Annotated in this window: 25 protein-coding genes; 18 read left to right on the top strand and 7 right to left on the bottom strand. The window is 34.3% G+C overall.

Going from position 1 to position 24,500, the window contains the following annotated elements:
* Positions 1-6: 6 nt before the first annotated feature.
* From ftsH to CXF67_RS07575, 5 genes are all read left to right on the top strand, one after another.
* Positions 7-2,100: an ATP-dependent zinc metalloprotease FtsH gene (gene ftsH, locus CXF67_RS07595; protein WP_102088207.1), complete on the top strand. Its 2,094-nt coding sequence runs from the start codon at positions 7-9 to the stop codon at positions 2,098-2,100.
* 94 nt (positions 2,101-2,194) lie between these two features.
* Positions 2,195-2,821, top strand: coding sequence for a lactate utilization protein (locus CXF67_RS07590; protein WP_257984623.1), 627 nt, complete (start codon positions 2,195-2,197; stop codon positions 2,819-2,821).
* Between the two features lie 3 nt (positions 2,822-2,824).
* Positions 2,825-3,625 carry a phosphatidate cytidylyltransferase gene (locus CXF67_RS07585; RefSeq protein ID WP_102088206.1) on the top strand — a complete coding sequence of 267 codons (801 nt, stop codon included), beginning with the start codon at positions 2,825-2,827 and terminating at the stop codon, positions 3,623-3,625.
* Positions 3,615-4,268 carry a phosphatidylserine decarboxylase family protein gene (locus tag CXF67_RS07580; RefSeq protein WP_102088205.1) on the top strand — a complete coding sequence of 218 codons (654 nt, stop codon included), beginning with the start codon at positions 3,615-3,617 and terminating at the stop codon, positions 4,266-4,268. The genes CXF67_RS07585 and CXF67_RS07580 overlap by 11 nt, the downstream gene beginning before the upstream one ends.
* Position 4,269: 1 nt before the next feature.
* A complete protein-coding gene (locus tag CXF67_RS07575; protein ID WP_102088204.1) occupies positions 4,270-4,575 on the top strand; it encodes an acyl-CoA-binding protein in 306 nt (101 codons plus the stop codon).
* Between the two features lie 59 nt (positions 4,576-4,634).
* Here the strand turns inward: CXF67_RS07575 and CXF67_RS07570 are convergent, their stop codons facing one another.
* The gene (locus CXF67_RS07570) at positions 4,635-7,262 is read right to left on the bottom strand and encodes a valine--tRNA ligase (protein ID WP_102088203.1); all 2,628 of its coding nucleotides are present in this window, start codon (positions 7,260-7,262) and stop codon (positions 4,635-4,637) included.
* Between the two features lie 114 nt (positions 7,263-7,376).
* Between CXF67_RS07570 and CXF67_RS07565 the strand changes: the two genes are divergently transcribed.
* Entirely contained in the window at positions 7,377-7,748 is a 372-nt protein-coding gene (locus CXF67_RS07565) for a DUF1573 domain-containing protein (RefSeq protein ID WP_102088202.1), read from the top strand.
* A gap of 7 nt (positions 7,749-7,755) precedes the next feature.
* Here CXF67_RS07565 and CXF67_RS07560 read toward each other — a convergent pair whose 3' ends face one another.
* The gene (locus tag CXF67_RS07560; RefSeq protein ID WP_102088201.1) at positions 7,756-9,090 is read right to left on the bottom strand and encodes an aspartyl protease family protein; all 1,335 of its coding nucleotides are present in this window, start codon (positions 9,088-9,090) and stop codon (positions 7,756-7,758) included.
* 143 nt (positions 9,091-9,233) lie between these two features.
* On the opposite strand from CXF67_RS07560, the gene CXF67_RS07555 reads away from it, so the two are divergent.
* The 5 genes from CXF67_RS07555 (at position 9,234) to CXF67_RS07535 (ending at position 13,413) form a co-directional block, all read left to right on the top strand.
* Positions 9,234-10,427: a pyridoxal phosphate-dependent aminotransferase gene (locus CXF67_RS07555; RefSeq protein ID WP_102088200.1), complete on the top strand. Its 1,194-nt coding sequence runs from the start codon at positions 9,234-9,236 to the stop codon at positions 10,425-10,427.
* The gene (gene murB / locus CXF67_RS07550) at positions 10,428-11,444 is read left to right on the top strand and encodes a UDP-N-acetylmuramate dehydrogenase (RefSeq protein ID WP_102088199.1); all 1,017 of its coding nucleotides are present in this window, start codon (positions 10,428-10,430) and stop codon (positions 11,442-11,444) included.
* An 80-nt stretch (positions 11,445-11,524) separates the two neighbouring features.
* Positions 11,525-11,731, top strand: coding sequence for a membrane or secreted protein (locus CXF67_RS07545; protein WP_102088198.1), 207 nt, complete (start codon positions 11,525-11,527; stop codon positions 11,729-11,731).
* 717 nt (positions 11,732-12,448) lie between these two features.
* Positions 12,449-13,009, top strand: coding sequence for an RNA polymerase sigma factor (locus tag CXF67_RS07540; protein WP_102088235.1), 561 nt, complete (start codon positions 12,449-12,451; stop codon positions 13,007-13,009).
* Positions 13,006-13,413 carry a DUF4174 domain-containing protein gene (locus CXF67_RS07535; protein WP_102088197.1) on the top strand — a complete coding sequence of 136 codons (408 nt, stop codon included), beginning with the start codon at positions 13,006-13,008 and terminating at the stop codon, positions 13,411-13,413. Before CXF67_RS07540 ends, CXF67_RS07535 begins: the two co-directional genes overlap by 4 nt.
* Here CXF67_RS07535 and CXF67_RS07530 read toward each other — a convergent pair whose 3' ends face one another.
* Positions 13,414-14,364 carry a phosphoribosylaminoimidazolesuccinocarboxamide synthase gene (locus CXF67_RS07530; RefSeq protein ID WP_102088196.1) on the bottom strand — a complete coding sequence of 317 codons (951 nt, stop codon included), beginning with the start codon at positions 14,362-14,364 and terminating at the stop codon, positions 13,414-13,416.
* A gap of 3 nt (positions 14,365-14,367) precedes the next feature.
* The gene (locus tag CXF67_RS07525) at positions 14,368-15,321 is read right to left on the bottom strand and encodes a PhoH family protein (protein ID WP_015023043.1); all 954 of its coding nucleotides are present in this window, start codon (positions 15,319-15,321) and stop codon (positions 14,368-14,370) included.
* A gap of 95 nt (positions 15,322-15,416) precedes the next feature.
* On the opposite strand from CXF67_RS07525, the gene CXF67_RS07520 reads away from it, so the two are divergent.
* The 6 genes from CXF67_RS07520 (at position 15,417) to cdaA (ending at position 20,876) form a co-directional block, all read left to right on the top strand.
* Positions 15,417-16,247: an SAM hydrolase/SAM-dependent halogenase family protein gene (locus tag CXF67_RS07520; protein ID WP_102088195.1), complete on the top strand. Its 831-nt coding sequence runs from the start codon at positions 15,417-15,419 to the stop codon at positions 16,245-16,247.
* 1 nt (position 16,248) lies between these two features.
* On the top strand, positions 16,249-16,545 hold the full coding sequence (locus CXF67_RS07515; protein WP_102088194.1) for a putative quinol monooxygenase: 297 nt from the start codon (positions 16,249-16,251) through the stop codon (positions 16,543-16,545).
* 1 nt (position 16,546) lies between these two features.
* Complete coding sequence (gene gldF, locus CXF67_RS07510) at positions 16,547-17,278, top strand: gliding motility-associated ABC transporter permease subunit GldF (RefSeq protein ID WP_102088193.1); 732 nt, start codon at positions 16,547-16,549, stop codon at positions 17,276-17,278.
* Positions 17,275-18,945, top strand: coding sequence for a gliding motility-associated ABC transporter substrate-binding protein GldG (gldG, locus tag CXF67_RS07505; protein ID WP_102088192.1), 1,671 nt, complete (start codon positions 17,275-17,277; stop codon positions 18,943-18,945). Before gldF ends, gldG begins: the two co-directional genes overlap by 4 nt.
* 320 nt (positions 18,946-19,265) lie before the next feature.
* Positions 19,266-20,093: a dihydropteroate synthase gene (gene folP, locus CXF67_RS07500; protein WP_102088191.1), complete on the top strand. Its 828-nt coding sequence runs from the start codon at positions 19,266-19,268 to the stop codon at positions 20,091-20,093.
* A 6-nt stretch (positions 20,094-20,099) separates the two neighbouring features.
* Positions 20,100-20,876: a diadenylate cyclase CdaA gene (gene cdaA / locus CXF67_RS07495; RefSeq protein ID WP_102088190.1), complete on the top strand. Its 777-nt coding sequence runs from the start codon at positions 20,100-20,102 to the stop codon at positions 20,874-20,876.
* Here the strand turns inward: cdaA and CXF67_RS07490 are convergent.
* Positions 20,873-22,642 carry an ABC transporter ATP-binding protein gene (locus CXF67_RS07490; RefSeq protein ID WP_102088189.1) on the bottom strand — a complete coding sequence of 590 codons (1,770 nt, stop codon included), beginning with the start codon at positions 22,640-22,642 and terminating at the stop codon, positions 20,873-20,875. The two genes, cdaA and CXF67_RS07490, sit on opposite strands and share 4 nt — an antisense overlap.
* Before the next feature lie 21 nt (positions 22,643-22,663).
* Positions 22,664-23,398, bottom strand: a complete 735-nt coding sequence (truA, locus tag CXF67_RS07485) for a tRNA pseudouridine(38-40) synthase TruA (RefSeq protein WP_102088188.1) — start codon at positions 23,396-23,398, stop codon at positions 22,664-22,666.
* Between the two features lie 83 nt (positions 23,399-23,481).
* Here truA and CXF67_RS07480 point away from each other — a divergent pair, with 83 nt between their 5' ends.
* Positions 23,482-23,997, top strand: coding sequence for a metallophosphoesterase family protein (locus CXF67_RS07480; RefSeq protein ID WP_102088187.1), 516 nt, complete (start codon positions 23,482-23,484; stop codon positions 23,995-23,997).
* A gap of 61 nt (positions 23,998-24,058) precedes the next feature.
* Here the strand turns inward: CXF67_RS07480 and CXF67_RS07475 are convergent, their stop codons facing one another.
* Entirely contained in the window at positions 24,059-24,469 is a 411-nt protein-coding gene (locus CXF67_RS07475; protein ID WP_015023053.1) for a DUF4293 domain-containing protein, read from the bottom strand.
* Between the last annotated feature and the right edge of the window lie 31 nt (positions 24,470-24,500).

Below are 24,500 nucleotides of genomic sequence, written 5' to 3'. Positions count from 1 at the left end.
GAGAAAATGGCTAAAAAAGCAACACAAAAGAAATCAACAAATAAAGAATCGAAGAAACCCAAGTTCAATTCATATTGGATTTATATCGGCATTATTGTCATTTTCTTGGGAGTTCAATTTTTTGGAGGAAGCGGTTTTAGTGAACCCGATAAAACTAGTTTGGCTCAATTTGAGACTTTTCTTAGAGACGGCGATGTTGAAAAAATAAATATTGTCAAAAATTCTAGAATTGCAGAAGTCTTTTTAACCACAGAAGCAAAAGCTAAACCCAAACATAAAGGAACTGGCGAAGATCCAGTTTTCGCCTCTTCCGGCAACCCAGATTATAATTTTGAATTTGGTGATTTACAAAACTTTGAAAATGCCATTGAAAAAATTAAAAAAGATCAAAATATAAACACCAGTGTTTATTATGAAACACGTTCTAATTATTTCAGTGAGATTCTTATAGGTTTACTTCCTATTATTTTAATAGTCGGTATTTGGATTTTTATCATGAAACGCATGAGCAAAGGTGGCGGAGGTGGCCCTGGTGGTCAAATCTTTAATATTGGTAAATCCAAGGCAAAACTTTTCGATGAAAAGAAAGATGTAAAGACATCTTTTAAAGACGTCGCTGGACTAGAAGGTGCTAAAGATGAAGTACAAGAAATTGTAGATTTTCTAAAACACCCTGATAAGTACACTAATCTTGGTGGTAAAATACCTAAAGGAGCCTTGTTAGTAGGTCCTCCTGGAACTGGTAAAACACTACTTGCCAAAGCTGTTGCAGGTGAAGCAGGTGTTCCATTTTTCTCTTTATCAGGATCTGATTTTGTCGAAATGTTCGTCGGTGTTGGAGCCTCAAGAGTAAGAGATCTTTTCAAACAAGCTAAAGAAAAATCGCCTTCGATTATTTTTATAGACGAAATTGATGCCATTGGTCGTTCTAGAGGTAAAGGAGGTATGTCAGGTTCAAATGATGAACGTGAAAACACCTTGAATCAACTCTTAACTGAAATGGATGGTTTTGGTACCAATACAAATGTTATTGTCATTGCAGCCACAAACCGTGCAGATGTTTTAGATAAAGCTTTAATGAGAGCAGGTCGTTTTGATAGACAGATTTATGTAGACCTTCCAGATGTTAAAGAGAGAGAAGAAATATTTGAAGTGCATTTAAAGCCACTCAAAAAGGCAGAAAATGAGCTTGACACTATGTTTTTAGCAAAGCAAACTCCTGGATTCTCTGGAGCCGATATTGCTAATTTATGTAATGAAGCTGCATTAATTGCCGCAAGAAATAACAGTAAAGCTGTTGGAAAACAAGATTTCCTTGATGCTGTAGATAGAATTGTGGGCGGACTGGAAAAGAAAAATAAAATCATGTCCAAAGATGAAAAGAAAGCCATTGCTTTTCATGAAGCTGGACATGCCACGGTAAGTTGGATGTTGGAATACGCATCCCCTTTGGTAAAAGTTACTATTGTACCACGTGGTCGATCTCTTGGTGCAGCTTGGTATCTTCCAGAAGAAAGACAAATTGTACGTACAGAGCAAATATTGGATGAAATGTGTGCTACAATGGGTGGTCGTGCCGCTGAAAAAGTAATTTTTAATAAAATATCGACTGGAGCTTTAAGTGATTTAGAAAAAGTGACCAAGCAGGCTAAAGCGATGGTAACTGTTTATGGTCTGAGTGAAAAGATAGGAAATTTAACCTATTACGATTCTTCAGAACAATCAGATTACAATTTCACAAAACCTTATAGTGATAAAACTTCAGAATTAATTGACGAAGAAATTTCTAGAATTATAGAAGAACAATATCTAAGAGCAATTGATCTTTTAGAGAAACACAAAGATCAATTGACCCAACTTGCAGATTTATTGTTAGAAAAAGAAGTTATATTTAAAGACGATTTAGTAAAAATCTTTGGGGAGAGGCCTTTTGTCAAGCCAGAAATGATTGATAATACCGAAAGACAAAAAAAGAAATCGGACGATAGAGAAGCAGATCAAAAGGCTTCAGAAGAAAAAGCTAAGCAAGAATCAGAAGATAAAGCTGACGAAGACAATAACGATGATTCTAAAAAGGATGATAAAGTGAAAAGCAATTAAATAAACACTTAAGAACCTTTATAAATTTATAAAAAAAGCCTGATTTGGACTTTGTCGAAAATCAGGCTTTTTTTACATTAATTAAAATGTACATTTGAATAAAATTTATGTGATTTTTATAAACTTCATAAAACGCCTTTTAGGCCTCGAGACAAAAGAAGATACCGACGAGTATGGAAATGAGATAGGCAAATTTATGCCTAAGCCTGAAATGCCAGTTGATGAAGAGTTCATGATAAATTTTAAAAAAAATGGTGGTAAGTTTTTGTACTGTGAAGACGAAAATGAATTGAGGCTCAATTTTTTTGAAATCTTAAAAGAAAATCACTGGGAAAAATGTGAAGCTTATTGCAGCAATCTGGAAATCCCAAAAATTTTTGAACACACAAAATTAAAATTCAACAAAAACTTAAGTGCTTGTGTATTTTTGTCTGACTGTGAATTTCTAATTTCAAATACAGGAGCAATTCTAGTTAGTTCTTGCCAAATGGGAGATAAAAGATTAGCAGATCTTCCTCTTAATTTTATCATAATCGCTAAAACTAGTCAGATGATTAAAACCATAGGCGAAGGACTCCAAAAAATTAATAAAAAACACAATAAAATACTGCCTACTAACATCACAACTATTAAAACTTTTGAAGAAAAGAAAGATTCTGATTTTATGACCTATGGAAGTACTCCAAAAAATTTATATTTGCTCCTTTTAGAAGATCTATAGCAAATGTCTGAAATTCTCAAAAGAAGCATCACTGGTGCTTTGTATATTATCATAATTGTATCTACTGCCTTTTTAAGTCATTATCTACTCCTTGTATTTTTTACAGTGGTGGGTCTTATTTGTTTAAGAGAATTTCAAACCCTTTTGCAATTTAAAAATATAATGTCGTACTTTTCTCTAGTAGTTCTTTTGTATTACTTCAACTTTACAGAAACCTACTTACCGGTTCTAATTGCCTATTTGGCTATGACCTTGGTTGTAAAATTATTCCTTTTAAAAGATTTGTATACATTTAATGATATTCCTATTTTTGATGGGAAAAAGCATTTGCTTACTTTGTTTTATATCGTCCCCTCTATTATTTTTTTAACCATGATTCCCGTTTATAAAGAAAATTATGAATACGTCCTCATAGGAACTTTTGTACTGATATGGACGAACGATTCTTTCGCCTATCTTGTGGGTAAAAACTTTGGAAAACATAAGTTATTCGAAAGAATTTCACCAAAGAAAACAATTGAAGGTTTTATTGGAGGAGCAGTTTTCACAGTCGCTATGAGCTACTTAATATTTAACTATATAGACATGTTGCCTTTGTGGGCTTGGATTATTTTAGCGCTGATTGTAAGCGTTTTTGGAACACTTGGAGATTTGGTTCAATCCAAATTTAAAAGAAAAGCTGATGTAAAGGATAGTGGAAAAATAATGCCGGGTCACGGCGGTATATTTGATAGGATGGATAGCATGCTTTTTTCGAGTACTTTTGTTTTTATTTTTATTTTATTCGTTGATTATGTTTCATAAAGAAGGTTATAAAATTTTAGTTTCGAGTTTGATTGGATTGATTATTATTAATCTTCTGTCAAATCTGCTTATAAATAAACAGTGGATTGTGACCACAATTTTCTTGGCCACACTTGTCATGTTCATTCTTGTTGCACAGTTTTTCAGAAACCCAAAGCGGCATGTTAAAAAGAATAAAAAAAATATCTTATCTCCAGTCGATGGTAAAGTTGTCGCTATAGAAAAAGTATTTGAGCCAGAATTTGTAAATGAAGAGCGCTTACAGGTATCTATATTTATGTCTCCATTAAATGTCCACGTAACCAGATATCCCATTGGTGGTAAAATTTTATACACAAAATATCACCCAGGTAAATTTTTTGTCGCTTGGCATCCAAAGTCTAGTGAAGAAAACGAGAGGACCACTGTTGTTGTTGAGACACAAAATTTTGGAAATATTTTATTTAGACAAATAGCGGGTGCTGTAGCAAGACGAATTGTAAACTATGCTAAGGAAGACAAAATAGCAGTTCAGGGAGAGGATTCTGGATTTATAAAATTTGGATCAAGAGTTGATTTATTTCTACCTGTAGATTCGGAAATCTCTGTATCTATCAACGAAAATGTGAAAGGTGGGGAATCTATCATTTTAAAAGCCAAGTAAGATGGATTTAAAAAAACTTACAGAGCAAGAGGTTGAAAATCTTTTTGAACATGCTTATCAAAGGGTAAGTGAAACTGATAAAAAATTCCCTCAAGATGTTCTTTTGTATTTTTATGCCTATTATAAACATGCTAAAAACGAATCCGATTTAAAAGTCACTCAAAGCCCAATTAATGGGGAAGAACTAGTCAATGCTTTTAAAGCAAATGCTATGTTTCAAGTGAAAACATTTTCTCAACAAGAATCCAAATTAAAGTATATCCGACTAGCTCAACTTCAGCTCGGAGACGAATTTGATACTCAATAAGAAAGGTCAATTTTTAATTAAAATTGACCTTTCTTATTGAGTATCATTCTACTTAAAAACTATAAACTTTCTAAGCTCGCTGTAATCGTTTGAATTTGAGCTAGAGCATCCGCTTTCTTTTGCTTCTCGAGATTAACCACTTGTTCAGGAGCATTGTTAACAAACCTCTCATTGGCTAACTTTTTATCCACAGATATCAAGAAACCTTTGTAGTACTGAAGTTCTTCTTTTAACTTTACTTTCTCTGCTTCTATATCAATAGCCCCTTCTACAGGAATAAAGTACTCGTTAGATTTAACTCTAAAGGTTAGACTACCATCAATTGCTGAATCTACGTAAGTAAGGTTTTGGAGATTACCCATTTTTGTAATAACAGGATCGAAGGCTTTTGATGCTAACTCGTTATTGATAATCAGAAAGTCAATTACATTTTTGAAAGCTATATTTTTTTCTTTACGTATAGTTCTTATCCCTGAAATCACTTCAGCAGTAAAAGCAAATTCAGAAATAATAGACGAATTATATTTCCTTTGCTCTGGCCATAAGGATACAGTCAAAGCCTCTGAGGGTTCTCTTTTAGTAATTTGATGCCATATTTCTTCTGTTATAAATGGCATAAAGGGATGTAATATTTTGAGATTATCTTCAAATAAGGCAATAGCAGATTCTAGTGTTTTTTGATCAACAGGCTGTTCGTAACCTGGCTTTATAATTTCTAAAAACCAAGAACAGAAATCATCCCAAACCAGTTTATAACTCGTCATCAAGGCATTAGAAATTCTATATTTTGAATAATGATCTTCTAGCTCACGTAATTTATCTTGAAATACAGCTTCATACCATTGTATTGCAATTCTAGAAGATTCTGGCTGCTCAATAGTTTCGCTTACTTCCCAAGAAGTAATCAATTTAAAAGCATTCCAAATTTTATTGCTAAAGCCTTTACCCTGTTGGCATAAGGCTTCATCAAACAAAAGATCATTTCCAGCAGCATTACTCAATAGCAAGCCTACTCTTACGCCATCTGCGCTATAGTTCTCAATCAGTTTTAAGGCATCTGGAGAATTCCCTAAAGATTTAGACATTTTTTTCCTTTGCTTATCTCTTACTAAGCCTGTGAGATAGACATTTTCAAAAGGCTTCTGACCCGTATACTCATATCCTGCCATAATCATACGGGCTACCCAGAAAAATAAAATATCTGGACCAGTCACCAAGTCGTTGGTTGGATAATAGTATTGGAATTCTTTATTCTCTGGATTTCTTATCCCATCGAATACGCTTATAGGCCATAACCAAGAAGAAAACCAAGTATCCAGAACATCACTATCTTGGGTTAAATCTGATAGTGATAATAATTTTCCTGACTTTTCTTTTGCTAAGTGTAAAGCGTCTTCTTTTGTCTTTGCAACTACATAGTCATTTTCACCATCCCCAAAATAATAAGCTGGAATTTGATGTCCCCACCAAAGCTGTCTCGAAATATTCCAATCACGAATATTTTCCATCCAGTGTCGGTATGTGTTTTCAAACTTCTTGGGGTGAAGGTGAATTTCATCTGACTCCAATACAGCAGTAATCGCAGGTTTTGCAAGATCTTTCATCTTCAAAAACCACTGATCTGATAACCTTGGCTCTATCACGGCTTTTGTTCTTTCCGAGGTCCCCACTTTGTTGGTATAATTTTCGGTTTTAAGCAAAGAACCATGTTTTTCTAGTGCTTTCACAAAGTTTGTCCTTGCTACAAAGCGATCTTGACCTTCATAATCTAGTCCGAAACTATTTAAGGTAGCATCCTCATTGAAAATATCGTAGACCTCTAGGTTGTGTTTTTCCCCTAATACTTTGTCATTTTCGTCATGTGCCGGAGTCACTTTAAGACAACCCGTCCCAAACTCAATATCCACGTAGTCGTCTTCAATAATTGGAATATGTCTTCCCACGATTGGAACAATGGCCTTTTTACCTTTAAGATGAGAAAATCTAGTATCATTGGGATTAATACAAATAGCAGAATCCCCGAAAATAGTTTCTGGCCTTGTGGTTGCTATGGTCAATTTTTCTTCAGAATCTTCTAGTTGATAGGACACGAAGTAAAGTTTACCTTGTTTTTCTTCATAAATCACTTCTTCATCAGACAAGGTGGTCTTAGCTTCTGGATCCCAATTTACCATGCGGTAGCCTCGATAGACCAGGCCTTTATTATGAAGGTCTATAAAGGACTGCACAACCGACTCGTACATGTCATTGTCTAATGTAAATTTGGTGCGCTCCCAATCACAAGAGGCTCCTAGCTTTTTTAGTTGATTCAAAATTCTACCGCCGTAGTCATCGGTCCATTCCCAGGCGTGTTTTAAAAAATCCTCTCGACTCATGTCCGCTTTAGAAATTCCATCTGCTTTTAGCTTAGCAACCACTTTAGCTTCAGTAGCAATAGATGCATGATCCGTTCCTGGCACCCAACAGGCATTTTTACCCAATAATCTAGCTCTTCTTACCAGAACATCTTGGATAGTAATATTAAGCATGTGACCCATGTGTAAAACTCCCGTCACATTTGGTGGAGGAATAACTATGGAATAAGCTTCTCTCTCATCCACCTCAGAGTGAAAAAAATTATGCTTTTCCCAATAGGAATACCATTTTTGCTCTGCTTCTTTAGAATTATACTTAAGTGTACTTGACATGTTGACTGAATATTTGAAGTTGTAAAATTACTGATAAGTCCACAAACTAAAAGAATTAAGATTTAAATTATCCGAAGAATTTTAAGTTTTAAAATTCTTGACTATATTTACTCTATGAAAAACTTTACATTCCTCTGTTTTCTATGGCTTCATTTTATAACGTTTGGACAAAACCCTGAAGGTTTGAACTTCGAAACATCAACTTATGATTTTGGAATTATAGATTCACAAACCAAGGCAAAAGCAGTATTTAAGTTTAAGAATAGCTCAAATTCTACCATTGAAATTTTAAAAATACATGGCAAAAGCCATTGTATCAAAATCGACTCTTCTAGTTTAAGAACTTATGCCCCAAAAGAGAGAGGTGAAATTTTAATTTCTTACGACACTAGCTGCAAGGGTCCTATCCGAAGAACAGTAAGTGTATTTACATCTCAAAAAGAACATACGATTACTTTAAAACTTATTGGAAAAGTCTCTGAGTAAAATCTGTTCAGTTGAGCTGGGATCTTAAAATGATGGTTCTTTTTAAGATCACATCTCCCCTTTTCAAAATCATCTTAATACGGTCTCCCTCATCACCACTAAGCAACTGATTAATTTTATCAAGACCTAAAGAAGTGATTAATCTACCGTTCATTTTCAAGATCCTATCCCCTATTTGAATATCAATTTCTGAAGATGGAGAGTTGGGTCTTATATTAGCAACGTTAAGAATTTTAGAAATTTGTAATCTAATACTAAATTGTTTTGCTGAATTTGTTGTGGTATAAACTGACTTTTCTTTATCATATATCTTAACTCGAATAGGCGTTTTGATGGTATTAATTTCTTCTCCTGTATACTGAAGAAATAATCCACTCCTATCATAATTAAAATTATCATTGAAACTCCTATTCGACTTTAAATATAAATTTTGATTTTTATAGTCAAAAAAAGTTACAAATCGTCTTAAAACTTCAGCACCCAAAATACCATCTTTATAACGATCTACGGTAAACAATTCAGCTGAGACCGAGTCTAAATAGGCTGTCCTAGGTTCTTTCAATTTGTAGCCTCCTAATTGAACTGACTTAGCTTTAGACCTCATCCCTTCAATCACAGTTTCTAACCCATAGCCTATGTAATCAAAAAATGAATTCTTAGGAGCAACAACATCTTTATTTTCAAAAATCCAAAAAGCATCACTAGAACCAGCATCAATTAAGAAAACTAATTCTTTTGCTGTACCATCTTTAAATTCTACTGGAATTTTAATGTGAGGCTTTTTTCTTATAAACCTAAAATTAATTTTATCAAAATCATTGAGTTTTCTATTGAATTTATCGTGTTGATACAGACGAAGTTTATTTCGATTATAATTTAATCTTAAAATAAAATCTTTTAGAAATTCATACCCTATTATACCTTGAACATTTATACCCAGTTTACTAGAAAGATCGAATCTAGGGTCCGTAATAAAGTAAACTTCCTGTTTTTCTCCGCGTATGGGTCCAAAGTCTATGATATTATTTGTCGTTCTAAATGCTTTTACTGGCTCTGAACTTCCTAAGCTCCTTAACGAAATATATTCTGCCTCTACTAAAGATAAAGAATCTTTAACTTGACCAAAGACTTTGGTTTTATTGACACCCGTATCCAGTAAAAAGTTAACTGGTTTTCCATTTAGTAAAGCTGATAAAATGATGAGATTGTTAACTGAATTGAACTTTAAATTCACGGCTCTAACTTCTTCATCTTTAAATTTGAATTGATTTTGAGAAAAGCAATAGTGGTGATAAAATAAACTGCAGAAAACAAGACTCCAAAACCAAGTATTTTTCTTCATAGTTTTAAAATACAAAACATTTAAAATACAATAAAATATCAGCTTTAATTTTAATTAGTATTTAAGACTTTTCACATGGATTTGAAGATTGTGAATCTTGCAATTACTAATTAAAATTACGACATTTACACAAAAATTACACTATGCCTAAAATATCTTCTAAGGGGCTTAACATGCCTCAATCTCCAATACGTAAGTTAGCTCCTTTTGCAGATAGAGCAATAGAGGAAGGAAAAAAAATATTTTTCCTAAATATTGGACAACCAGACATTTCAACTCCAAAAGCAGCCTTGGATGCTGTCAAGAATAATAACCTTGATATTTTGTCTTACAGCCCCTCATCGGGATTTGATTCTTACAAAAAGAAGTTGGCCAAGTATTATGTAGAGAATGGTATTGATATTGAAGCTGATGACCTTATCGTCACTACAGGAGGGTCTGAAGCACTTCTTTTTACTATGGGAAGCATCACAGACACTGGGGACGAAGTTATAATACCTGAGCCTTTTTATGCAAATTATAATGGCTTTGCAGTAGCCTCTGGTGTTGTTGTAAAACCAGTAGAGTCCAAATTTGAAGATAATTTTGCCTTACCTTCAATAAGCGAATTTGAAAAGCAGATTACAGAAAAAACAAAAGCTATAGTTATTTGTAATCCAGGAAATCCTACAGGATATTTATATACAAAAGATGAGATTCAAAAGCTTGCAGATCTTGCTATAAAACATGATCTTTTTATAGTAGCCGACGAAGTTTACAGAGAGTTTGTCTACGATGGTGAAGAACACCATTCTATTATGAGTTTGCCAGAGTTAAAGAATCATGCAATTATGGTGGATTCTGTCTCTAAGCGTTATAGTATGTGTGGAGCTAGAATAGGATGTATGGTTTCTAAAAATAAAGAGTTAATAGCTACAGCTCTGAAGTTTGCTCAGGCCAGACTAAGTCCTCCTACCTTTGCTCAAATTGCCAGTGAAGCCGCCCTAGACACCAAGAAAGATTACTTTATTGAAGTCAATGAAGAATATAAAAGCAGACGAGATACCCTTATCAAAGCTCTGGAGGATATTAAAGGGGTGAAAGTCGCTAAACCTAAGGGGGCTTTTTACTGTGTTGCAGAACTACCCGTAGAAGATAGTGAAGATTTTGCTAAGTGGATGTTGTCTGAGTTTGATTTGAACGGTGAAACCGTTATGGTAGCTCCAGCAGCTGGCTTCTACTCAACTCCCCACACGGGAATGAATCAAATTAGAATTGCTTATGTTATTGAAAAACAAAACTTACTTAAAGCAGTAGCCATTTTAAAAATGGCCTTACAAGCCTACGCAAAAAGATAAATGAAATTGAAAAAAAATATTTCTTTAAAGCCCTATAATACCTTCGGGGTAGATATAAAGGCTCATCAATTCATCTCCGTAAAACGCGAAGATGAATTGATTGGAATATTAAAACGATTTTATGCTTCAGAATTGTTTGTCTTAGGTGGCGGAAGTAACATGCTATTGACCAAAGATATTAAAGAGACTGTTCTCCATATTAATTTAAAAGGTATTGAAGTTATAGAGGAAACAGACTCTCATGTTTTAGTAAAAGCGGCAGCAGGTGAAGACTGGCATGACTTTGTCACCTATTGTCTTGAAAAGGATTATGGTGGCCTTGAAAACCTTTCACTTATCCCAGGAAATGTTGGGACTTCTCCTGTTCAAAACATCGGAGCTTATGGAGTCGAACTAAAAGATGTAATGTCTTATTGTGAAGCTGTAAATAGACAGACTTTAGCAAAAAAAAGATTCAACACAGAAGACTGTAAATTTGACTATAGGAATTCAATATTCAAGACAAAGCTTAAAAATCAATTTATCATCACAAGTGTAATTTTTAAATTAACTAAAAACAACCATCATCTTAAATTAGATTATAGTTCATTAAAAACCGAGCTTGAGTCCCAAAGTATCACTCACCCAAGCATAAAAGATGTTTCTAAGGCTGTTGTGTCCATTCGCCAATCAAAGTTACCAGATCCGAAAGAGATAGGAAATAGTGGGAGTTTCTTTAAAAACCCTATCGTTAATGAAAAAGCTTTCAATAAAATCCAGAGTGAATTTCCAAATTTACCTCATTATAAAATAGATGCTAAATCCATTAAAATCCCTGCAGGTTGGCTTATAGAAAATGTTGGTCTTAAAGGTTACCGAAAAGGAGATGCTGGAGTTCATAAAAAGCAAGCCTTGGTATTGGTAAATTATGGGGAAGCAAGTGGAAAAGATATCCATGCAGTTTCTAAACTGGTTCAAAAAGAAGTAGAAAAGAAATTTAATATCCACCTTGAGAGTGAAGTCAATATTTACAAGTAGTAAAATAAAGGATTTGTTAAAAATTAGAGATAAATTTCTAATTCCTTAAAGATGACCTCAACTTTCATTAAATTTAATCTATGAAATTACTATTGATCACAATTATACTTTTAGGATTAGCCGTTGCAGGAATTGCTATAAAAATTTGGGGAAAGAAAGAAGGTAAATTCGCTGGTACCTGTGCAAGCCAAAGTCCCTTTTTAAACAAAAGTGGAGATGCTTGTAATTTCTGTGGTAAAATGCCAGATGAGCAAACCGATTGTAACGGTTCAGACAAAAGCAAGTAAACGTATTGGTACTTAAGGTTGAAATTTATAATATCAGCTCCGATTTCTATGGTCTTACTGTTAAACTGTTCTAAACGAATTTTAAATCACAATAAAACTCCCTTAAAACACTATCAAGATAATTTCCTGTAAAAGAAACTATTTGTGCTAAAAACTTAAAATTCTTCAAACAGGAATTTTTTTCATGTATCGATATTTATCTTATAAGGCTTATAATTCGATTGGTAGAACTGTGATGTATCAGAAATCAACTTTTTTAGAAAGTGAAAATTTTAAAAATAAAATAAACCTTACTTGAGATGACGATAATTTACTAATTCAGAATATCAAAGACAAGTCTAAAATCAACTTGTCCCTAAATCCAGAAAGCTTTGTTTTAAGCCAACAAAAAAAGCCCTTAAAATTATGTTGGAAACAAATATACTACTCTACCTCACCATTTTACAATAAATAAAGTTTACTATTTCTTGGGGAGCACAATTTTTCTCAATTTTTATTTTGGTCGATATTTTTTGTTTTTTGTTTGAGTAAAGAAAGGATCCCAGTCCTCCTTATATTTAAAATAGCAATTGGTGCTAAATCCTTAATAGCGGTTCAATTTCAAAAGGTTTTTAAAGTTCCAAAGTCTATTTTATGGATATGGCCTAACTTTGGGGCAAGTTGACTCTTTTTAAAAATGAGAATAGGAATAAACGGAATTTTTCAAAAACAAAAAACTTGGCAGTAAAACTAAACATTTCAAACCTTATCGAAAAAGCAAAGTATGGAAATCAAAATGCCTTTAGATCTTTATTGAATCACTATTGGGAGGATGTCTATAGATTTCAACTCAAAAGAACCAAAGATGCTTATGAAGCCGAAGAAATTACAGTACAGACTTTTGCTAGGGCTTTCGACAGAATTGAAACTTACGAAAATGCTTTTAAATTTAAGACTTGGCTCATCACCATCTCTAAGAATATACATATTGACCTCACTAGAAAACAAAAACTAAAAACCTCTGAGATCGATACTAAAAGAGTTTCGCAAATCGCTGATCTTGAACCTACTGTTGAAGATAAAATCATAAAAGAACAAAATTTAAGCAATTTGCTAAGACAAATAAAAGAACTTCAACCTCATTATCAAGAGGTTATTGAATTAAGGTTTTTTAAAGAGATGAGCTATAAAGAAATAGCTGAGAGAATAGATCAACCCATCACAAACGTGAAGGTGAAATTGTTGAGAGCCAAAAAATTACTAGCTGAAATTATTAACCAAAAGTCAGACAATAGATGAAATTTTTTGTAGCTTTTATACTCTTTAATTTTATGATGTCATCGCAGGGATTTAACGACAAACGCATACTAGTTTTAACCGCTAAAGAAATGACTTCTGAAGTGACAGAACAACTAGATAGATTACAAAAGAATTCTCTGGAAGTCCAAAAACGTAGACTTGCAGTTTTTACACTTATAAACGGAAAGGTAAAAGCTATTATCAATTCTAGCGATAAAAGCCTTGAGTTTGTTACTAAAAATAAAGATAACTTTACAGAAACCTCAACTCTAACCCTGTATTTGATAGGTTTAGATCAAGGTTTAAAAAACACCTTTAAAGGATTAGAAAATCCTCAACAGATTTTTAAACAAATAGATAACATGCCGATGCGACAAGCCGAAATAAGAAGAAACAGAGAGTAATTACTGACTTAGGTGAGTTTTTATATTGGCTAATATTCTAGCTTCAATATCTTCAACTTTGGCTTTGCGAAAAGTTTTTCCTGTGATTTTCTCATACAGCTCAATATACCTCTCGCTAATAGAGTTAACAACTTGTGGTGTAAGTTCTGGTATCTTCTGACCTTCTTTTCCCTGAAATCCATTTTCCATCAACCATTCTCTCACGAATTCCTTAGACAGTTGTTTTTGTTTTTCACCTTTAACTTGTCTTTCATTATAGCCTTCTTTATAGAAATATCTGGAGGAATCTGGAGTGTGAATTTCGTCGATCACTACAATTTTACCAGTAGGGGTTTTACCGAACTCATATTTGGTATCCACTAGAAGTAAACCTCTTTGATCAGCAAGTTGGGATCCACGTTCAAAAAGTTTTAAAGCATAATCCTCTAACACTATATAGTCTGAAGAGCTAACAATGCCTTGGGCTAAAATTTCTTCTTTTGAAATGTCTTGATCGTGATCACCTTGCTCTGCTTTGGTGGTAGGTGTCAGTATTGGAGAATCAAACTTGTCATTGACTTTCAAACCTTCTTTCAACTTTACTCCACAAAGCTTTCTATTGCCAGCAGTATATTCTCTAGCGGCATGACCTACGAGATAGTTTCTCACAACCATTTCCACTTTAAAAGTGTCACATTTCACACCTATACTCACGTTAGGATCGGGAACAGCCTCTAGCCAATTGGGAACGATATCTTCTGTAGCTTTCAACATCTCTGAAGCTATTTCATTCAAAATTTGACCTTTATAAGGAATTCCTTGAGGTAAAACTACATCAAAGGCGCTAAGACGATCTGTAGCTACAATCACTATATTGTGATCAGCAAGCGTGTAGACTTCTCTCACTTTTCCCTTATAGTAATCGACTTGTCCTGGTAAATTGAATTGGGTTGATAGAAGAGTTGAGCTCATATTTTAGTCTTGATTTTCAATGGCTTTGTAAGCGGAAATTACTTTTTTAACAAGTCGGTGACGAAGAACATCTTTATCATCGAGATAAATCATTCCTACCCCTTTGACATCTTTTAAGACCAAAAGAGCCTCTTTAAGCCCGGAAATAGATCGTTTGGGGAGATCCACTTGCCCTGGATCACCTGTAATCATAAATTTAGCATTCTTACCCATACGTGTCAGAAACATCTTCATCTGTGGATGGGTGGTGTTTTGAGCTTCGTCCAATATTACAAATGCATTATCTAAGGTTCGCCCTCTCATAAATGCCAAAGGTGCAATTTGAATAGTTCCCTTTTCAATATAGCTTTCCAGCTTTTCTGGAGCAATCATATCCCTTAATGCATCGTAAAGTGGTTGCATATATGGATCTAGTTTCTCCCTTAAATCCCCAGGTAAAAACCCTAACTTTTCACCAGCTTCAACTGCTGGGCGAGTTAGAATAATTCTTCGAACTTGTTTATTCTTCAGTGCTTGAACCGCTAGGGCAACTCCTGTATAAGTTTTACCAGTACCCGCTGGACCAACCGCAAACACCATATCGTTGGTATTCATCAACTCTACCAGTTTTCTTTGATTGGCGGTTTGAGCTTTTATAAGACGACCACCAATACCATGAACAAGGACAGCTCCAGAAGTTATAGGAGCATCATAATCTGCTTTAGATTGACTCGTCAAAATACTTTCGATAGCATTTTCATCTAAGGAATTAAATTTTGAAAAGTGATCGATCAACATTTCAAAACGCTGTTCGAATTCTTCTAAACGCTCGTCTTCACCAAAGACTTTTATTTTATTACCTCGCGCTACAAATTTAAGTTGAGGATAATATTTTTTAATCAGTTCAATATTCGAATTGTGGTGTCCAAAAAATTCTCTTGGATTAATTTCTGAGAGTTCTAAAATTAGTTCATTCAAAAGCGGTAATTTTTGGTTAAAAATAATAGATTCGCATAGCAAATTTACGCATTTTTTTGTCGAAATTTAGCTTCAAAATATTAACTGTGTATTAAATGCCCATTATAACTTTAACTACCGATTTTGGCTTAAAAGATCATTCAGTGGCTGCCGTAAAGGGTGCCTTGCTATGCGAATTGAAACAACCCCAAATCGTAGATATCTCTCATGATATTTCTCCTTTTAATTATACAGAAGCAGCTTATATCATTAAAAATGCTTATCATAATTTTCCTGAAAACACCATCCATATCATCGGGGTAGATTCAGAATTAACTCCTGAGAATAAGCATCTCGCTATTTATTTAGATGGCCATTATTTTATTTGTGCTAATAATGGAATTCTATCCTTGATTTCTTCAGAAATTAAACCTGACAAAATTGTAGAGATTAATATTCATGATACCCTAGAAAATAAATTTTGTGTTTTGGATGTTTTTGTAAGTGTTGCAGCTCATATTTGTAGAGGTGGAGATTTGGATGTGATTGGCAAACCTATCCTTAGTATGCAAGAACTCACTTATGTAAAGCCCTCTGTCAATCAACAAGAAAACCAAATCATAGGTCATGTAATTTATATTGATAATTTCGGAAATGTAGTCTCCAACATAAGCCGAAAATTGTTCAATACCATTGGCAAAGGAAGAGAGTTTGTTATTTCTGCAAGATCCACGAAATTCCATAAGGTATATAAGAATTACTCAAAGGCAATTAATTATGATATCCCTAAAGAAAAAAGAGAAATGGAAGGAAAAAAACTAGCCTTGTTCAATTCATCAGCCTTTCTAGAATTAGCGATTTATAAGAGTAACCCTTTAAGTGTGGGTTCTGCTGCAAGTTTATTTGGTTTGAAATATCTGGATACCCTCACTATTAAATTTTTATAACATGCTCGTTAGAATTGTGAAGATGAAATTTAAGGAAGAGGCTATTGAAAAATTTCAGGAGTTATTTCAAAATAGCAAAGAAAAAATCCGCCATTTTGAAGGTTGTCAACGTTTGGAGCTTTACCAAGATCAAAAAGACAGTTCTCAATTTTTTACCTATAGTTATTGGGTATCCGAGGAGTATCTAAATAACTACCGCAACTCCGCTTTGTTTGCTGAAGTATGGAAAGCGACCAAAGCAGGGTTTTCTGAAAAAGCACAAGCTTGGAGCTTGGATAAACTCGTAGAATTAGACTAATATGCTAGCCATTTTTCTTAAAGAATTCAATAGTTTTTTTTCCTCAGCTATAGGCTTTGTTGTCGCTGGACTATTTCTGCTAGCGACAGGAGTTTTGGTATGGGTCTTGCCTGGAAGTTTTAATATTTTTGACCAAGGATATTCTAATCTAACACCTTTTTTTGAAGTCTTACCTTGGATTTTCTGTGTGTTGATTCCTGCGATTTGTATGCGGAGTTTTTCTGAAGAAAAGAAACAAGGCACTTTAGAGCTTTTGTTGACCAAACCTATTTCTATAAATCAACTTATTGTTGGTAAATTTTTGGGCAGCTTTTCATTGAGTGTTATAGCTTTACTTCCTACTTTATTCTACATCATCAGCATTTCAGAATTATCAGCTGAAGGAGTACGGGTTGATTATGGAGTTATTTTTAGTTCTTATGTTGGAGTTTTGCTCCTCATGTCTTGTTTTACGTCCATAGGGACTTTTGCGTCTTGCCTCACCGATAACTCGTTAATTGCTTTTGTTATCGGTACATCTTTAAGCGTGTTGTTGTATTTCGGATCAGTGGGTGTAAGCTCAATTCCACTTTGGGACTCTCAATTATATACGTTGGACTATTTTAGTCTAAGCCATCATTTCCGGAGTATCTCAAGAGGCATTTTGGACAGTAGAAATCTCATTTATTTTATAAGTATTAGCCTTTTCTTCTTAGTGCTTACCCACTTACAACTAAAATCTAATTTGAAATGAAGTTAAACGCCAGCCACAAAAAAGCCTTAGGAATTATTGTTCTGCTTGTGTTTATCAATCTAGTAGCCACTCAATTTTTTAAGCGTATAGATTTCACTTCAGATGGTCGCTATACCTTAACGGAATCTTCTCTTGATTTGGTTAAAACCATAGATAAGCCTGTACTTATCAAAGTTTTTCTAACGGGTGATCTCCCTTCAGAATTTAAAAGACTCCAAACTGAAGCCCGCTATATCCTAGAGGAATTTAAAGCCTATAATAGCAATATAAAATTTGAATTTGTCGATCCGCTTGAAAGCGACCTAGATGCTATGGAGGTGGCTAATCAATTTTATGAGAATGGCATGTCGCCGGAGTCACTCAATATTCGTAAAAATGGAACATTGACTGAACGCCTGATATTTCCATGGGCAATGGCGGAGTATGGAGGTATGCAAATTCCCATACAACTCTTACAAAAAACACTGACGCAAAGCAATTCTGAAATGATCCAAAGGTCAGTTCAAAATTTAGAATACGCCTTTAGTGATGGAATGACGAAGTTGAGTAGAGAGCGAACAAAAAAAATAGCAATCATTAAAGGTCAGGGTGAACTTAAAGATAGATATCTAGCAGATTTTCTATCCACGCTTAAAGACTATTATCTTATAGCGCCATTCACTTTAGATTCTGTAAACACCTCCCCACAGAAAACATTGGATATTCTCAATACATACGATTTAATTATTGATGCTAAGCCTACCAAATCATTTACAGACGCGAAGAATTACGTCTTGGATCAATACCTCATGAATGGAGGGAAAGCTATATGGCTTACAGAACAGGTCATTGCAGAAAAAGATAGTCTCTACAGAGTTTCCAAAAAAACAGTAGCATTTCCTAGAAACTTAAACTTGTACAGCTTATTTTTTAGATATGGAGTACGCATCAACCCGCAATTGGTCAACGACCTTTACTCTGCTCCTATTGTTTTAGCATCTGGCAGTGGTAACTCTACCCAACTGACAAGGTTTCCATGGTTTTATGACCCTTTAGGCAATCCTGCTGACAACCACCCTATTACAGAAAATTTAAGTCCTGTAAAATTTGAATTTGCAAACCCAATAGACACTTTAGAGTCAAATCTCAATAAAACAATCTTACTGGAAAGTTCAAATCTATCGCGAGTCATTGGAACCCCCTTTGAAGTTACTTTGGATGAGATTACAAAAGAACCTGACCCAAGGTTATACACCACAGGTCATTTTCCACTAGCAGTACTCGTAGAAGGTGAATTCAACTCTGCTTTTAAATCTAAACTAAAGCCTTTCACTCTTCAATCCCCTAAAGACAAAAGCCCGCAGACTCAGCAAGTATTTATTTCTGATGGTGACCTTATTAAAAATCAATTGGAATCTGGAAAACCCTTAGAATTGGGCTTCGACAGATATACTGGACTCACTTACGGAAACAAAACCTTTCTACTAAATGTGGTTAATTATCTATTAGGAGATGAAAGTTTAGTAAAAACACGAAGTAAGTCTATACGCCTAGATGAAATGAATCTCGAAGAATTAGAGTCTACTAAATTAAAATGGCAACTTTTTAATGTGATAGTCCCTATTTTAAGCATTATTGCTTTTGGACTGGTTGTAGTGTATTGGAGAAAAAAGAAATATAAAAGCTAATAATGTTTGAATTTATATTTGCTTCTGTTAAGCCTTAAATAAATTACTAATAGAATTCTCAAAGAATTGGCTAGGGCTAAGACAATAAATCAACCGATTTGTTTTATTCTTAAAGACTGTCATAAAGCAATGAGTTTTAATACGGCATCACCAACTGCGAAAAAAAGAACTAGTCCTAAAAAGAATACATAATCGTCGAGAGAAGTTGTGTTCATGTTAATAGATTTTTAGGATCTAATTTTATATAAAACAAAAAAGAATCTGCATTTATATTAAAAAAGTGAAACTAGGATGAGAATAAAATATTTAAATTTGTCGATATGACCATCAATTGCAAAGGACGTTTACTCGATTTATCTACCCCTAAAGTTATGGGTGTACTCAATTTAACCCCTGATTCTTTCTATGACGGAGGCAAATTCAAAAATGACAAAGAAGCTTTAGAGCAAGTAGAAAAAAATATTCAAGACGGGATGGATATTTTAGACATTGGAGCTTATAGCTCAAGACCTGGAGCAGACCACATCAGTGAAGAAGAAGAATTAAAGAGGCAGAGTTCAGTTTTACAACAAATTACCAAAGAATTTCCAGACCTAATTATCTCCATAGATACTTTCAGAAGCGAAGTTGCTAAAGCAAGTATAGACCAAGGTGCTCATATCATTAACGATATTTCTGCTGGAAATCTAGATGCTAACATGATGGATTTCATAGCAGATTCTCAAGTTCCCTATATTATGATGCATATGAAAGGTACGCCGCAAACCATGAAAAACATGACCTCTTATGAACATCTGGTCACCGACATAATTTATTATTTTTCAAAAAAAGTTTTAGAAGCAAGAGCTAGAGGAATTAATGATCTTCTTATAGATCCAGGATTTGGTTTCGCAAAGACCATAGATCAAAACTTTGAGCTATTAAATCACCTTAAAGCCTTAAAAAGCCTTAATCTACCTATACTTTCTGGAATTTCTAGAAAGTCTACAATCTACAAGACATTAAATATCGATGCTAAAGAAGCCTTAAACGGAACAACTGCGCTCAACATGGTCGCTCTTATGAATGGAAGTTCTATCTTAAGAGTTCATGATGTGTTTGAAGCTAAGCAATGCGTTACCTTGTACCAAAAATTAATCGAGAATTAAATTTTTATGGCCTTAGATTTTTTAGACTTTAGAGTTTTAGATATCCTAGATATTCTACTGGTAGCCGTTTTGCTATACTATATCTATAAGCTTGTAAAAGGCTCTGCAGCGATCAATATCTTTATAGGAATTGTTATCATTTACTTGATCTGGAAACTAACTCAGCTTCTACAAATGGAGATGCTAAGTAGTGTTTTGGGAGAATTTATAGGGGTTGGGATGTTTGCCTTAATAGTGGTTTTTCAGCAGGAAATAAGAAAATTTTTATTGATGATTGGCTCGACCAACTTTAGCAGTAAAAACAACTGGTTTCAACTTAGATTCTCCAATCGAGAAAACAAAACGCTCAATTATGTAGACATTATTGTCGAGGCTTGTAAAAAATTGGGAAGCACCCAAACTGGTGCCTTAATCGTCATTAAAAGGAATACAAAACTAGATTTTGTAAAAAATACTGGAGATACTATGGACATCAAAGTAAACCGTCCTATTATTGAATCTATTTTTTATAAGAACAGCACATTACATGATGGAGCTATTATAATCGAAGATGGGAGAATCACGGCAACACGCGTGATCTTACCAGTCTCCAACGACAGAGATATACCTCTAAGGTTTGGATTGCGTCACAGAGCCGCTGTAGGCATAAGTGAAAAAACTGATGCTGTTGCCTTGGTCGTGAGCGAAGAAACTGGACAGATTTCTTATTTGAAAAACGGAGAATTCAATATTTTTGATGATTTTGAAAATCTGGCAGAACAAATTAAAACGGACTTGAGTTAGTTCAACTCTTCTTCGTGTTTAAATTGTGCTTCATACAAGTTTCTGTAATACCCCTCTTCCCGAAGAAGTAACTCTGAATGGGTTCCTGTTTCTACAATTTTGCCTAAATCCATCACGATGATTTTATCTGCATTCTTAATGGTTGCCAAACGGTGTGCAATCACGATCGAGGTTCGTCCCTTGGTCAACTTCTCAGTGGCATCTTGAATAAGTTGCTCGCTATAACTATCGACTGAAGATGTAGCTTCATCTAGGACTAAGATACTAGGCTTGGTAACATAAGCTCTTAAAAACGCGATGAGTTGACGTTGTCCAGAAGACAACATGACTCCTCTTTCTTTGACGTTGTAATGGTAAGTGTTGGGAAGTGTAGAGATGAAGTCATGAACCCCAATTTCCTTTGCAGCATCAATAACTTGTTCTTCAGTCACATCTTCTTTATTGAGCGTAATGTTGTTGAGAATGGTATCTGCGAACAAGAAAACATCTTGGAGGACCACTGCAATATGAGTTCTTAAGGTCGCAAGCTCATAAGTTTTAAGATCTTTACCGTCCACTTCTATTTGCCCACTGTCTATCTCATAGAATCGACTTAGTAAATTGATTACTGTACTTTTACCGGCCCCAGTAGCTCCTACAATTGCGATAGTTTCTCCGGGCTGTACATCAAAAGAAATTCCTTTTAAGATCTCATCTTCGGGGATATAGCTAAATCTCACATCTTTAAAAGAAATATGTCCCCTTAACTTTTTGGAAACTAAAGTTCCATTATTCTCTATTTTTGAATCCGTATCTAAAATATTAAATACGCGATTGGCAGCAACCATACCCATTTGTAGGGAATTGAATTTATCTGCAATTTGCCTTAGAGGTCTAAACAGCATTTGTGATAATTCAATAAACATGACGATAATACCAAGTGATAGCGCATCTGATTCTACGACTCGTAAACCCCCAAACCAAACAATTAGTCCAATAGTAATAGAAGTGGACATTTCTGCAATAGGGAAGAATATGGCATTGTACCAGACAGTTTTGATCCATCCCTGTCTATGTTTTCTGTTGATGTCTTTAAAACGTCTGTATTCCTCCTGTTCCCTATTAAAAATTTGAACAATTTTCATACCCGTGAGATGTTCCTGCACAAATGAATTAAGATTAGACACCTGAGTTCTCACTTCTTCAAAAGCAACCTTCATTTTCTTTTGAAAAACACGAGTAGCATAAAGAATAAAAGGTAAAACTGTAAGTACTAAGAGAGTTAACTGCCAGCTTTGCCAAAACATGAAACCCAAAACGACTATCATCTTCAGCAAATCGCTTATAATCATAAATAAGCCTTGGCTAAAAATACTAGCGATGGTTTCAATATCACTTACAGCTCGAGTCACCAACCTACCTACAGATGAATTATCGAAATATTGCTTCTTGAAATTCATCATGTGTTTAAAAAGCTTCACACGAATATCCCTAATCACTTCCTGTCCGAGCCAGTTGGCATAAAAAATAAAACTAAATTGAAAAATCACTTCAAAAATGAGAACAACGAGCATTGAACTTACGTAGAAGATTAGGCTTTCCGAATCGCTTTCGATAATTCCCCTATCAATAGTTAGCCTGAGTAAATAAGGCCTTAAAACTGCGAGAACAGAGAGCATTATGGCGGCAAAAACCACAAAATAAAACGTTTTCTGGTAAGGTGTTGTGTACTTTAAAAGACGCTTAAAAAGTTTTGTATCGAAGACGTTACCGCTGTTATTTTTCATTTGTATCACTATATCTTTATCCTATACTGGATATTTTATGTTTGTTAAGACCAAGGCATGTGCTGGAACTGACTTACCAGCTTTACTTCTATCCTTAGCAAGGATAATGTCGTTAAACTCTTCAACTGATATTTTTCCCAACCCAACCTCAATAAGGGTTCCTACTATTGCTCTTACCATATTTCTTAAGAAGCGGTTGGCTGTAATTTCAAAAAAAAGATGATGTGCCTCTTTTTGCCACTCTACCTTTTCTATTTGACAATCAAATGTATAAACATCAGTTTTAACTTTTGAAAAAGATTTGAAATTTTTATGATTAAATAAGAGATTTGAAGCGTTTTGCATGATTTGTAAGTTAAGTTCGTTTTTTACCAAATAACTCCTTCCTACAGAAAACGGGTCTTTCGTTTGGATTATCGAATACCTGTAAGTCCTAGAGATTGCATCGAAACGAGCATGAAAATCATCTTTTACGCCAACCACACTTTGCACTGCTATATCTTGAGGCAATATACTATTCAACTTAAAGACTAACATTTTAAAATCAAGGATTTTTTGGCTACTATCAAAATGGGCCACGTATCCCGAAGCATGTACTCCTGTATCTGTCCTGCCTGCTCCTACAACGTCAACAGTCTCTTGGAGAGCAGTTTTTAAGGCGAGATTTACTTGAGACTGAACACTAATTTCATGCAGTTGTTTCTGCCAGCCGTGATAACTAGTCCCTAAATAAGATAGTCTTATAAGATATCGCAAATCTCTAAATTTATAACATGCAAATATAAGAATACAGCTGCGACTTAAACCTTAAGCTTTACTTATATTGTACCAAAAAAAATATGTCAAAAGCTATCTTATTACTGAGTGATACTCATGGATATATAGACGATAGAATTTTAGAATGGGCCTCCAAAGCTGACGAAGTATGGCATGCTGGAGACATTGGAGATCAAAAAGTTACAGATGCTCTACTAGCCGTAAAGCCTTTGCGGGCAGTGTATGGAAATATTGATGGGCATTTATTAAGAAGTGAATTTCCGCTTCATCACCGATTTACTCTTGAAGGTGTGGACGTTTGGATAACTCATATTGGAGGTTACCCTCACAGATATAGTAAAGATATAAAAGAAGAGATCAAAAAAAATCCTCCGAAATTATTTATTAGCGGTCACTCTCATATTTTGAAAGTGATGAATGACAAACAACTAAAATTGCTACACATGAATCCTGGAGCTGTTGGTGTACAGGGTTTTCATCAAAAGAGAACAATGCTTAAATTTAATTTAGACCAAGGAACCATTAAAGATTTGGAAGTTATCGATTTTGGTAAGCGAGGTCAAAAAACTTCCTCATAAAAACAAAAAACCCCGAATGGCTTCGGGGTTTCAATGCACTAACATTACTAAGATTTCAGGATTATCGCAATCGATCCACAGATTTTACAAGATCTTCGTCCTTTTTGATAGCCTTATTGGCTAGAGCAATAAAAACGATAGAAATTATTGGAAGAAGCATCCCAATACCCTTCTCAGAAATTTCCATTTCTCCAGGTAAACTTAGCGTCCAATATGCAAAAACACCTACTAAAACAAAGTTCAATATGATATTAATCCGTCCTATAACGAATTGAAGTTTTCTTTTTTTGAATAAAAAAATTGTGATGAACGTAATAATAACTGATAAAAAAAACAAAGATATGGCTATGGGTTGAGATAGAGCATATATTTCTTGATTTTTTGAATTTATCCACAATGGCAAGTAAAAACTCAACACACCATTTAGGATAATAACCATAAGCAAAAATAAACTTTGTACTCTTTGTATCATTTGTTGATTATTGAGGGACAAAAATAATAGA

Origin of the sequence: Psychroflexus sp. MES1-P1E, assembly GCF_002836055.1 — a bacterium.
In the GTDB taxonomy this organism is placed as follows: domain Bacteria; phylum Bacteroidota; class Bacteroidia; order Flavobacteriales; family Flavobacteriaceae; genus Psychroflexus.
This window is presented reverse-complemented; position numbering and strand designations above follow the sequence as displayed.

Bases quoted from the DNA above. Each gene is read 5' to 3' on its own strand.
- ftsH (WP_102088207.1), top strand. From the start codon at position 7: ATGGCTAAAAAAGCAACACAAAAGAAATCAACAAATAAAGAATCGAAG.
- CXF67_RS07585 (WP_102088206.1), top strand. From the start codon at position 2,825: ATGTCTGAAATTCTCAAAAGAAGCATCACTGGTGCTTTGTATATTATC.
- CXF67_RS07580 (WP_102088205.1), top strand. From the start codon at position 3,615: ATGTTTCATAAAGAAGGTTATAAAATTTTAGTTTCGAGTTTGATTGGA.
- CXF67_RS07575 (WP_102088204.1), top strand. From the start codon at position 4,270: ATGGATTTAAAAAAACTTACAGAGCAAGAGGTTGAAAATCTTTTTGAA.
- CXF67_RS07570 (WP_102088203.1), bottom strand. From the start codon at position 7,262: ATGTCAAGTACACTTAAGTATAATTCTAAAGAAGCAGAGCAAAAATGG.
- CXF67_RS07565 (WP_102088202.1), top strand. From the start codon at position 7,377: ATGAAAAACTTTACATTCCTCTGTTTTCTATGGCTTCATTTTATAACG.
- CXF67_RS07560 (WP_102088201.1), bottom strand. From the start codon at position 9,090: ATGAAGAAAAATACTTGGTTTTGGAGTCTTGTTTTCTGCAGTTTATTT.
- CXF67_RS07555 (WP_102088200.1), top strand. From the start codon at position 9,234: ATGCCTAAAATATCTTCTAAGGGGCTTAACATGCCTCAATCTCCAATA.
- murB (WP_102088199.1), top strand. From the start codon at position 10,428: ATGAAATTGAAAAAAAATATTTCTTTAAAGCCCTATAATACCTTCGGG.
- CXF67_RS07545 (WP_102088198.1), top strand. From the start codon at position 11,525: ATGAAATTACTATTGATCACAATTATACTTTTAGGATTAGCCGTTGCA.
- CXF67_RS07535 (WP_102088197.1), top strand. From the start codon at position 13,006: ATGAAATTTTTTGTAGCTTTTATACTCTTTAATTTTATGATGTCATCG.
- CXF67_RS07530 (WP_102088196.1), bottom strand. From the start codon at position 14,364: ATGAGCTCAACTCTTCTATCAACCCAATTCAATTTACCAGGACAAGTC.
- CXF67_RS07520 (WP_102088195.1), top strand. From the start codon at position 15,417: ATGCCCATTATAACTTTAACTACCGATTTTGGCTTAAAAGATCATTCA.
- CXF67_RS07515 (WP_102088194.1), top strand. From the start codon at position 16,249: ATGCTCGTTAGAATTGTGAAGATGAAATTTAAGGAAGAGGCTATTGAA.
- gldF (WP_102088193.1), top strand. From the start codon at position 16,547: ATGCTAGCCATTTTTCTTAAAGAATTCAATAGTTTTTTTTCCTCAGCT.
- gldG (WP_102088192.1), top strand. From the start codon at position 17,275: ATGAAGTTAAACGCCAGCCACAAAAAAGCCTTAGGAATTATTGTTCTG.
- folP (WP_102088191.1), top strand. From the start codon at position 19,266: ATGACCATCAATTGCAAAGGACGTTTACTCGATTTATCTACCCCTAAA.
- cdaA (WP_102088190.1), top strand. From the start codon at position 20,100: ATGGCCTTAGATTTTTTAGACTTTAGAGTTTTAGATATCCTAGATATT.
- CXF67_RS07490 (WP_102088189.1), bottom strand. From the start codon at position 22,642: ATGAAAAATAACAGCGGTAACGTCTTCGATACAAAACTTTTTAAGCGT.
- CXF67_RS07480 (WP_102088187.1), top strand. From the start codon at position 23,482: ATGTCAAAAGCTATCTTATTACTGAGTGATACTCATGGATATATAGAC.
- CXF67_RS07475 (WP_015023053.1), bottom strand. From the start codon at position 24,469: ATGATACAAAGAGTACAAAGTTTATTTTTGCTTATGGTTATTATCCTA.